Annotated in this window: 7 protein-coding genes; 5 read left to right on the top strand and 2 right to left on the bottom strand. The window is 44.5% G+C overall.

Going from position 1 to position 11,472, the window contains the following annotated elements; translation table 11 throughout:
* Positions 1-28: 28 nt before the first annotated feature.
* Positions 29-487 (bottom strand): ABA4-like family protein, encoded by a 459-nt coding sequence (locus JGK39_RS17125; protein ID WP_293255048.1) that lies wholly within the window; start codon positions 485-487, stop codon positions 29-31.
* Between the two features lie 339 nt (positions 488-826).
* Between JGK39_RS17125 and JGK39_RS17120 the strand changes: the two genes are divergently transcribed.
* Positions 827-1,840: a leucine-rich repeat domain-containing protein gene (locus JGK39_RS17120; RefSeq protein ID WP_293296916.1), complete on the top strand. Its 1,014-nt coding sequence runs from the start codon at positions 827-829 to the stop codon at positions 1,838-1,840.
* 322 nt (positions 1,841-2,162) lie between these two features.
* On the opposite strand, the gene JGK39_RS17115 is transcribed toward JGK39_RS17120, so the two are convergent.
* A complete protein-coding gene (locus JGK39_RS17115) occupies positions 2,163-3,662 on the bottom strand; it encodes an NAD(P)/FAD-dependent oxidoreductase (RefSeq protein ID WP_293255042.1) in 1,500 nt (499 codons plus the stop codon).
* Positions 3,663-3,879: 217 nt separating this feature from the next.
* Between JGK39_RS17115 and JGK39_RS17110 the strand changes: the two genes are divergently transcribed.
* From JGK39_RS17110 to JGK39_RS17095, 4 genes are all read left to right on the top strand, one after another.
* Positions 3,880-5,589 carry a hypothetical protein gene (locus tag JGK39_RS17110; RefSeq protein ID WP_293255039.1) on the top strand — a complete coding sequence of 570 codons (1,710 nt, stop codon included), beginning with the start codon at positions 3,880-3,882 and terminating at the stop codon, positions 5,587-5,589.
* Between the two features lie 89 nt (positions 5,590-5,678).
* Entirely contained in the window at positions 5,679-6,674 is a 996-nt protein-coding gene (locus tag JGK39_RS17105) for a pentapeptide repeat-containing protein (protein WP_293255036.1), read from the top strand.
* Positions 6,675-6,949: 275 nt separating this feature from the next.
* The gene (locus JGK39_RS17100) at positions 6,950-10,582 is read left to right on the top strand and encodes a HEAT repeat domain-containing protein (protein WP_293255033.1); all 3,633 of its coding nucleotides are present in this window, start codon (positions 6,950-6,952) and stop codon (positions 10,580-10,582) included.
* Between the two features lie 161 nt (positions 10,583-10,743).
* Positions 10,744-11,343 carry a HEAT repeat domain-containing protein gene (locus JGK39_RS17095; protein ID WP_293255030.1) on the top strand — a complete coding sequence of 200 codons (600 nt, stop codon included), beginning with the start codon at positions 10,744-10,746 and terminating at the stop codon, positions 11,341-11,343.
* The last annotated feature ends 129 nt before the right edge of the window (positions 11,344-11,472 follow it).

Genomic DNA, 11,472 nt, shown 5'->3' with positions numbered 1-11,472 from the left:
AACATCCAAAGTATTGAAAACCCTCTCCTTAAACCGAAGGAGTAACAGTTTCCACCACCTCAGAACTCGGGAAAAACTTTTCAGTAATCCAAGCAGTTAAAATATGAGAAAGCAATCCCATCGGCCCAGCAAACAAACACAAAGCCAAAGAATGAACAGTCCAAACACCCGTCCTTTGTCCTTCCAAATAAATCCAGCGTCCCACAAACAAATCCATCACTAAAAAATGAATCCATCCCGTAGCAGCCGCCGTTTCCTCCCCCAGAAACTTAGCAATATCTGCCAACTTAGGATTGGACAAAGCCGCCGCATTTTCTGGAGTCAGACTGCTACCAAACAAATATATGTACAAGACAGCGAGCACGGCAAACGGAATGAAGGAATTCATCACTTTTCTGGTGATTCCCCAGTTGGGCAATAAAATCATAATTGCCCAGAAAGGCAAAACGAACACATTACCTACATCAAAAATTAGTTCTGGCGTCATAGTCGGCTCTTGGCTCCTGTAAATGAATGCAATAAAAGATGTTGTTACGATTACTTTACACAATTTTTGCTAAAATTTCTCAAAATCCGATTCACAAATTAGACATAATTGCTAGACTTATTTTGCAAGAATCATTTTTTAAAGAACGGACTGAAGTCCGCACGTGCGTTCCTTTTTTGAGCGGGGCATCACTGTAAATGCAAAACTGAGATGCTCCCTTTAAGATTTACACGTGCAGGTACGTAGTTGCGATGCAAGCGCTCTTTTATATATAAATAAAGAAAGAGCGCTGAAGCGCAACTACGTACCTTAAAGACTGAAATCTAACAGCTAAAACCCATGACAACAACTTATAATAATTTTCCCGATTGGTGCAAGCACAAAGATAATCTCTCTCCCGGCGCGAAACATACCGTAGAAATACTGTTGCAACTATCAGAGACGACTGAGTGCGATCGAGCCAACGAACTGCTTTCTAGTATAACAGAACTCAACCTTAAACTTACTCAACTTACCGATATCAGTCCCCTGTCATCTTTCACTCAACTTACCAATCTAAATCTTAGTAGCAATCAAATATCTAACCTCGCTCCCCTGAAATCTTTAACCAAGCTGAAAACTCTGGTGATAGATGTCAATCAAATATCAGATATCAGCCCGCTTTCATCTCTCACAAATCTGACTAGACTCGTTCTCGATACCAATCAAATATCAGACATCAGTCCCCTGGCGTCTCTCACTAATCTTATCGAGCTTGTCTTGTTTGATAACAAAGTTTCTGACATCAGTCCCGTTAAACATTTAACTAATTTAAAGGCGCTAATTTTATACAAAAATCAAATTACAGATGTTGCTTTTTTGGCAAATTTAACTGAACTTCAGACACTCTATATTTACAAAAACCAAATATCGGATATCAGTCCCCTGGCTGCTTTGAAAAATCTCAGTACGCTGTTTCTATTCGAGAATCAAATATCTGAATTGACTCCGCTGAAAGCTTTGACTAACTTAAATAAACTGGTTTTATTTGAAAATAAAATATCGGATATTAGTCCTTTGACCGACCTAACTAACTTAGTTGAACTGAACCTCGGCAACAATCAAATTTCAGACATTTCTCCGCTGAAATCCTTAACTAATTTGACTCAACTTTATTTGTTCAATAATTCGATTGCCGATATCAGCGCGCTGCAAGCTTTGAATAATTTGTTTGTGCTCGATTTGTACAACAATCAAGTTTCTGATATCAGCGCACTGCAATCTTTGCAAAAGTTAACGACGCTTGACTTGCGCGGAAATTCGATTGTGAATAAGATTTGCCCGGTGACTCCGGCATCAATCTGTCGGTTTTAATTCTTAAGGCGGTGGCGAAATCTGGGTGTGTATGATAAGCTATCCAACGTCAGTATCTGGAGAAAGTTATGAGCGGACACGATGCTTTGATGTTGGGATTGCTGTTGTTGCCCGGTTTGGCTTTGTCGATCGCAATTATGGGCACTTTTGCCGCTGGTGGATAAACTGTTCGTAGTGAGGACTTTAGTCCTTTTCTAAATTATCAGAGGACTAAAGTCCTCACTACGAACCTGGTGGATAAACTGTTCGTAGTGAGGACTTTAGTCCTTTCTAAATTTTGAAGAGGACTAAAGTCCTTACTACGAACCTGTGGCCGCTGGCTTTACAAGAATTGTGCTGTCACATCGGAATTTACTAGGGTATTCGCGCACAAAATACCCGATGCTGCGACGGCGGGAATGCCGATTCCGGGCATGGTGCTGTCTCCCACCCGATACAAGCCTTTGACTGGGGTTTGCGGCCCGGGAAATGTGCCTTTCCCGGCGGCGATTGCAGGCCCGTAGGTTCCTTGATAGCGGTGCAAAAATCGGGCGTGGGTTAGCGGTGTACCGATCGACTCCAAGACTGTTCGCGATCGCAAATCCGGTATAATTCTTTCTAAAGCTTTGAACAAAGATTGCGATCGCCCTTGTTTTCTTTCCTGATAACTGTCGCCGTACTCCCAACCTGCGTAAGGTTCCAATGTATAGGCGTGAATCGCGTGATGTCCGGGCGGCGCGAGACTTGTATCCCACACAGTCGGAATCGAAATCATGCAGGTATTTCCGGGTGCTGTAATGTCAATGTTGCTGTCATGAACGACGACGTGGTGGCCTGTCAAGCCTTCGAGTCCTTCGGCTTTAATTCCTAAATGCAGGTGCATGAAACTTTCTACTGCGGGCATCGATAAGGCAGTTTTTCGGTAACTTTCCGGCAAATCTTCAGGCCGCAGTAATTTTGTATAAGTATCCCAAACAGTGGCATTTGAGATAACTATTGGGCCGCGGATTGTTTCGCCGTTTTTTAAGCGAACTCCCGTAGTTTTGCCGGATTCAACTAATATTTGCTCGACGGGTGTTCCCAATCGCAACTTTCCACCCCAGCGCTGCAAGCCTCGAACTAAGGCATCGACGATCGCACCGCTGCCTCCTACAGGATACTCGATCGCCGATCGCGATCGTTCGCCAATCATAAAAGCGATTTCTGGTGCGACGGTTCCGTGCGCTTTCAAGCCCGATAGCAAGAAGCACTCCAAATCGATCAAACGCCTCACCCAAGGGTCTTGCACGTCTCTATCCATTAATGTACCAGCCGAACTGGCGATCGCACCTAATGACGGTAACAGCTTCAGCAAAGCAGGCGAGTAGCGAGACAGCAACACAGGTATCAACTGCCAGTCGGATCTCAGTGCTAACGCCGGAATTCCCCGCAAACCTTCATACAAAACCAATAAATTTTGTTGAAATCTCTGCAATTCTATGGCGCCTTGCGGTGCGAATTTAGCTACAGCATCTAAGTAATTTCTCGCATCAGCATAAACTGGCAAACTTCCCTCAGGAAAATGGTAATGCCCCAGGGGATCGTAGGCAATAGCTGCGATCGATTCCTCCAAAATATTCAAAACTTGCCGCAAAGGATTCAGCGACTGCGGATCGCTCAAGCCGCAATAAAAAGAAGGCCCCGAATCAAAGTGAAATCCCCGGCGCGAAAAACTGTGAGCAGCCCCGCCCGCTATGGTGTGGCTCTCGCAGACGAGTACCCGCTTGCCGTAGCGAGCCAGCATCGCACCCGCCACTAAGCCGCCAATACCGCTGCCAATTACGATCGCATCAAAGTCTTGCATTTCTCAAATGTGGTATGATTTTATTATTTATCGCTGACTCTTGACTCGCCCAAAAACGGGTACAAGTCCCCGACTTAAGTCGTGGAGATACTAAGATTTTACACTCCTGTTCGAGTTCCTTGGATTTAATGTGAGAGTAAATCTCAAATCTCAAATCTCAAATCTCAAATCTCAAATCTCAAATCGACTAATAGGGTATTTTTGGGGGAATAAAACTATGCAATCTTTATCTATTTTAGATGAAGTTGTTCGCGAATTTGAACAAGATCTAAATCTTTCGCGCATTAAAAAAATTATATTTTTTGCTTGTAAAGAGAGTTGGGAAAACGATCCGGCAAAACTCGCCAGCGCAGATGTAGGAAAGTTGATCGAAGAACTCTGTGCTAAATACAGCAGGTTAGAAGATATTGAAACAGTTTTAAACAACATCGTTGCCAAGGTTAACAAAAAAACCGAGTACGCCTTAGTGGCAGATCAAATCGTCTGCCAACTGAGCAGGCTTTACGAGTACCAAGATTTCACCAAATTAGAAACAAACATATCTAATTTTGGCGGTCACGAAGCACCTGCATTTGATGACCACTTCAATTCGCAACTGCCCGCAGGAGATTCGCTAGAAAGAGACGCCGGAAATCTGTTTGATGTCCGACAAAAAATTTTACAGCAAACCAATCCGCTGAGGGCAAAAATCCTGATTTTTTCTACTCTTTATCACGATTTCACTTTTAGCGAGCGCGATTGGCTGCTGCTGAAAACCCAAGAACTTGACAAGCTGCTGCGACAACTATTTAATGTCTGTGGTAGCCTGGCCGAACTCGAATCTAATTTGTACGGAACTTCGGGCAAACTCGATAACACGGACGAATGCGACCAAGCAGCTAGCGTGATTATCAAAGCGATGAATCCTTGTTACGCAAAATTGCAACAGGAAGAACGCGATATAGCTGAAGATTCGGTTAGCGAAGATTCATCTACCGAAGATTACGATCAGACGCATTTAAACAACAGTTTTTATGAAGATATTGTCCCGGTTGACAGGCGCAACGAATATTTTGAACCTGGAGATATTACTCAAATTATTCAAGCTACTCCGGCTCACTATCATTACGATCCCCAGAAGAGTTACTTAGTGCCGGCTCCGGTAGAAAATATACAGTTCAAAGAACCAAAAACCAGCAGCAATAATTCCACTGCGGATTTGAGACAGGAATTGGTAGAAACAGTCGAAGTTTCAGAAATGCCGACAATTGTCGAAAGTGTAGAACCAGTCGCTCCTGTTACTATCAATATTACCGATTCCATCAAACGCAAGTTGGGATTGGAAGAGGAAATGAAAGCCTTAGTCAGTCAAAGTGCTAACTCCGCAACGGCGCAAATAGAACAAATATTCAGCGAGTTAGAAGCTGCTATGAACGGAAAATTTTCTACAGAAAGTGCCGAGGAGCGTTTGTATTGGAAATATAAAAGTCTTAGAAATTATGTAGCAAAAGTTCAGGGATTTACTGACAAATTAAGGGAAATGCTGAGCGAATTTGAGTCAAAAGAAAGCGGGCGTCCTCCTGCTGAAATCGAGGAGAATATTGCTGAAAATAGTTCAGTAACAGAGCCGCAAAACTCTAGCCATAAACCAAATCAGTATCAGCTTGTGGAAATGGCAAAACAAGGCAAACCAAAGGCGATCGCCATTTTGATCAATCAATTGCTACAGCCCAAGGGAATTACTGCCACAGCGGGATTTAAAGAGGGTTGGCTCCACGTCATTCTGGAGTCTGCCGAAGTCCCAAGCCAACAGGATACAGCTACATACATTCACAAAAAACTGGGTACCTTAAAATCACAGTCTCTGACTCATGTGAAAATTCACGGGCGGCAGTTAGGTAACAAAACAGTCGCTTGGACTCAAGAATTTGTGAATAAAACTAATTAAATGCCAAGATTAAAATTTGGTTCGCAAAAACTTTCATCTCTCTCTCTCAATAGAAAATAGAGTTTACAAATAATCAACAACAAAACAACATGAATGCTAGCGAAATATTAAGGCGATATACATCAGGAGAACTTGATTTTCAAGGCATGAATCTGAGAGGGGTTCACCTGAGCGGTGCAGATTTAATTGGCGTCAATTTAAGCAGTGCTGACCTTTGGGGTGCCAACTTAACGATGTCATACCTGAACAGAATTAACCTTCAGCGTGCAAATTTAACTAATGCCAAGTTTTCGGGTGCTAACTTAAATCAGGCAAACTTAAGCGGAGCAAATTTGTCTGATGCCGACTTCCATGGAGCTAGTTTGCAAAGTGTAGATTTTCGCAAAGCTAACATTTCTTTGGCAGTTTTTATCGATGCAAATTTGACTGATGCAGATATGCGAGGCGTCAATTTGCAAGGTGCAGATTTTCGTGGCGCTTGCTTGCGCGGCGCGAATTTCCGCAAGGAGCAGCGAATTTTTGAGGGTGCAAATTTGCGGGGTGCCAATTTGCAAGGTGCCGATTTGCGCGGTGTCAATTTGCTGGGTGCAGATTTGACTAAAGCTAATCTCAGTCAAGCGAATTTGACTGAAGCATCTCTGCGGGAAGCAAATTTGACTCAGGCAAATTTGAACCAAGCTATTTTAGATGGCACATTTTTTACTGAAGCAACTTTGGTAGAAACAAATTTTTCTTGGGCTGTGATGACAAATGCTAAGTTGGAAAGAGCTGTGTTAATTGATGCTGATTTGGCGGGTGCTAATTTGCGCGGTGCGTTTCTTCCTGATGCTAAGTTGAGTAATGCTAATTTGGTGATGGCTGATTTGAGTCGTGCTAATTTGGTGCGGGCTGATTTGAGTCGTGCTAATTTTAATCAGGCGAATTTGAGTGAGGCAGATTTGACTGATGCTTATCTGGCTCGAACTGATGTGCGGGATGCTATTTTGCACCGCACAAGTTTGATTAGGGCTGATTTGAGTACGGCTAATTTAGCGGGCGCTCAATTCCGCGGCACGATTATGCCTAATGGGGAATTGCACGGTTAGGAATGGGGAATGGGGAATTGGGAATGGGGAATGGGGAATGGGGAATGGGGAATGGGGAATGGGGCATTGTATATAAGACGGTGGTTGAAACCGCGTCTACACGAACAAAACCTGCCTCCCCAGGTTGAAGATAAGACGGCGGTTGAAACCGCGTCTACACGAGCAAAACCTGCCTCCGCAGGTTGAAGATCAGATTTTTCCCCGGATTTTTCACCGTTTCTCTCGTATCTAGAAAAAATTCTATAATCAATCGATATTCTAAAATCTATAATCAAATGGCGACACCAGTTGATTTTCCTAAATATCTGCAATTCCTGGTTGAGTCTTATCAAGAAAAACAGCATCTTTACACGCTGACGGATTTACAGGTGGAGGTGCGGGTGGAAATTTCACCGCAGGAAAAATCGCCTTTTCCAGCAGAAAAGAAACCAGAAACGAAAATCGATCGCCTGCAAGTGCTAGCGGGAATCCGCAAATACGTGCAGCAGGGAAATGTGCTGCTGCTGGGAAAGCCCGGTTCGGGAAAATCGACGGTTTTGCAGCGTTTTCGGTGGGAATTGGCACTGGAAGCGCTCAAAGAGGCCGATCGCCCGATTCCGATATTAGTGCAGTTGAGGAGCGATCGCTCGATCGTACAAGCAATCTGCGCCGAATTTCGCCAAGCAAAACTCAGAATTAGCCCGGAAGAGGTGGATGATTTGCTGCTGGATGGCAAGTTGCTGCTGTTGCTGGATGGCGTGAATGAGATGCCATCGTCACAACGGCGGCAGGATTTGCAGCTATTTCGCGACGACAATCGCGATACGCCGATGATTTTCACGACGCGGGATTTGGCGCTGGGCGGATCTTTGGGGATTGAGAAACAACTGGAAATGTGCACGCTAACGGAACCACAAATGCGGGAGTTTGTGAGCAAACATTTGCCACAACATGGGGATTTGCTGCTGCGACAATTGCGCGATCGCCTGCGAGAAATTGCAGAAACGCCGTTATTGTTGAAGATGATATGTGAGGTGTTTGAAAATACCGGGGAAATTCCCCAAAGTAAGGGCGAATTGTTTCAGAAGTTCGATCGCCAGTATGACGAGTTTAAGGGCGCTCAGTCGGTTTCGGAGGATTTTCGGCGCTTCAAGTCGGATCTGTTGCAGCAGTTGGCTTTTGTGATGTTGCAGCAGCCTACGAAAAGCTTGGTGATTCGTCGCGATCGGGCTGGGATAATTTTGGAGGGCTGGTTGCGCGATCGGGGGGTAATGGATGCGCCAATAAAGGCAAGAAAATGGCTAAAAGATCTGCTAAAACATCATCTGTTGCAGGTGGCGGCAAAGCCGGAGGAAATTGAGTTTCATCACCAATTATTTCAGGAGTATTATGCGGGGCTGGCGTTGCAGAAACTTTTTGATGATAAGCATTCTGATGTGACGGATGATCAAAGGTTACAGCATTTCTATTTGAATTATTTTAAATGGACGGAGCCTCTGGCGTTCATGCTGTCGCTGTTGGAGGATGAGGTGCACGCGGTGCAGGCGGTGCGGGTGGTGCGGCTGGCTTTGGATGTGGATTTGATGTTGGGGGCGCGGCTGGCGGGGGAGGTGCAGCGGCAGTTTCAGAAGCGCACGGTTGGGTTGGTGGATGGCTTGGATGTGCCGGGGTGGTTGAAGGTTGAGCTTTTGGGGGAAGTGCGATCGGATGTGGCGATTCCGGGATTACTTAAATTCGTTGAACATTCAGACTCTGATGTGCGTAGGAGAGTGGCAGATGCGTTAGGCGCGATCGGTTCGGAGGCTGCGATTTCTGACTTACTTGAACTCATTGAAGATTCAAACTCTAATGTGCGTAGAAGTGCGGCAGATGCGTTAGGTGCGATCGGTGACAAGTCAGTAATTGAGGGATTTCTTAAACTCCTTGAACATTCAGACTGTGATGTGCGTAGGACTTCGGTAGGTGCTTTAGGAAAAATTGGTGACACGGCAGCAATTGAGGGATTTCTTAAACTCCTTGAACATTCAGACTCTTATGTGCGTAAGACTGCGACAGATGCTTTAGGAAAAATTGGTGACACGGCAGCAATTGAGGGATTTCTTAAACTCTTTGAACATTCAGACTCTGATGTGCGTTGGTATGCAGCATATATTTTAGGAAAAATTGGTGACAAGTCAGCAATTGAGGGATTGCTTAAACTCCTTGAATATTCAGACTCTTATGTGCGTAAGAATGCGGCATATGCTTTAGGAGAACTTGGTGACAATTCAGCAATTGAAGAATTGCTTAAATTCCTTGAACATTCAGACTCTGATGTGCGTTGGTATGCAGCATATGTTTTAGGAAAAGTCGCAAAAGTCGGTGATAAGGCAGCAATCGAGGCATTGCTTAAACTCTTTGAAGATTCAGACTCTGATGTGCGTTTGTATGCGGCATATGTTTTAGGGAAAATCGGTGACAATTCAGCAATTGAGAGATTGCTTAAACTTCTTGAACATTCAGACTCTTATGTTCGTAAGAATGCGGCATATGCTTTAGGAGAAATCGGTGACAAGGCAGCAATTGAGGGATTGCTTAAACTCCTTGAGCATTCAGACTCTGATGTACGTAGGAATGCGGCATATGTTTTAGGAAAAGTCGGTAACAAGTCAGCAATTGAGGGATTGCTTAAACTCCTTGAGCATTCAGACTCTGATGTGCGTAGAAATGCGGCATATGTTTTAGGAGAAATCGGTGACAAGGCAGCAATTGAGGGATTGCTTAAACTCCTTCAACATTCAGACGATTCTGTGCGTAGGAATGCGACAGATGCCTTAGGAGAAATCGGTGACAATTTAGCAATTGAAGGATTGCTTAAACTCCTTGAACATTCAGACTCTGATATGCGTAGGAACGCGGCATATGTTTTAGGAAAAGTCGGTGACAAGTCAGCAATTGAAGGATTGCTTAAACTTCTTGAACATTCAGACTCTTATGTGCGTAGAAATGCGGTAGGTGCTTTAGGAGAAATCGGTGACAAGTCGGCAATTGAGGGATTGCTTAAACTCCTTCAACATTCAGACGATTCTGTGCGTAGAAATGCGGCAGATGCTTTAGGAGAAATCGGTGACAAGTCAGCAATTGAGGGATTGCTTAAACTCCTTGAACATTCAGACGATTCTGTGCGTAGAAATGCGGTAGGTGCTTTAGGAGAAATCGGTGATAATTCAGCAATTGAGGGATTGCTTAAACTCCTTAAAAATTCAGACTCATATGTGAGATCGAGGGTGGCAGATGCCTTAGGGAAAATTGCTAAGCAGCACACAAAAGCAGTCGTCCCCCATCTCTCCCACCTCCTCACCTTAATTCCCTCCAAATCCGGCAAAGAAGTTCACCACCTCATCCTCGCCATCCAAGCCGCCTGCAAATACTACAACTACCCGATACGTCAGTTGTCCCTAACACCGCACCCAGCCAAACCACCCCAACCAAACGAGCTCCTTGCTAAAATTGACGAAACCACCCAGCAAATCCACAACAGAACAAAACAAATGGCTGACAAACCCACCCAAGACTTCTCCAATTCAACCTTCAACGCCCCTTTCAACTTCGGAGATAACCACGGCAATCAAGCCCAAAATATCACCGTCACCGCCCAGCAATCCTCCCCTGAAGCCGCACTCAATGCAGTAGTGCAAATCATTCAGGCATTAGAAAAAAAGCATACCGATGTGCAAGACGAACAAGAAGCACGCAATATTATTAATGTAAAATTTAAGGAAATCAAAGAGCAAAAACCCATCGAGTGGCAAAACCTAATTAGCCTCAAACGGCTTTACAACGGTGGCAAAAAAGCAGCGCTAAAAGTTGGCGAACACTTCACCGAATCAAACCCCTGGGGCAAAGGACTTGTTGCCTTCATTGAAGGCGTATCCGAAGACGTGAATTAGCCATAGGAATTACGCACGGGGGTTCAGAAACCGGGTTTTTTACGAAGATACGGGTTGTTATCTAAAGATTCGGTAAAAACCCGGTTTCTTTGGCGGAGTGCGTAAGTCGTGACGAAAATTTGATAGAAAACTAAGCGCTATCCCAACCAAAGGCTAACAGGATGATTCAAGATCCCGCCAACTATCAGATGATATTAGACACCTTTTGCACTGCGTTAGAGGATGCCAGCCCCGTTATCAGGGCAAAAGCAGCAGAAGCATTGGGAAAAATGGGAGATATGGCGATGGAACCCCTATTAATAATAAAAAGCCTCAAAGACACCGCCCCAGAAGTCCGTCGCAGCGCCATTCAAGCCATCGGAAAACTGAAAAATGAAGCATCTATTCCTCACCTGCTAGTAGCAGGCAAAGATGCAGATAACTTTGTACGTCAAAGTGTGGCTGAAGCATTAGGCGAAATCGGTTCCGAGGTGGCAATTCCCGCTTTACTCAAACTCATTGAAGATGTAAACTGTGATGTGCGTAAAAGTGCAGCATATGCGTTAGGCAAAATTGGTTCCGATCTGGCAATTCCCGCTTTACTCAAACTTCTTGAACATCCAGAACCCGAAATTCGTCAAGTAAGCGCGATCGCCCTGGGAAAACTCGGTAACGAAGCCTTGATTCCAGTCTTAATTCGCTTGCTAGAAGACTCAAACGCGCAAGTCAGAGAAAGTGCCGTCGATGCCTTGGGTAACGTTGCCCAATACCGGGTTGCTTAAAGACAACTTGCGATCGCAATCGCAACCAACTTCCAGGTAACTAAAGGATATTCTATCAAAACCAGCATACAATAAAACCATAAGTTTGTAGTAAGGACTTTAGTCCTGCTTGCCTCAAAACCTGCGGAA

This window comes from Microcoleus sp. PH2017_12_PCY_D_A (assembly GCF_020738565.1).
Taxonomy (GTDB): domain Bacteria; phylum Cyanobacteriota; class Cyanobacteriia; order Cyanobacteriales; family Microcoleaceae; genus Microcoleus.
Note: the sequence above shows the minus strand (reverse complement) of the source record. Positions and strands in the feature narration are given on the sequence as shown.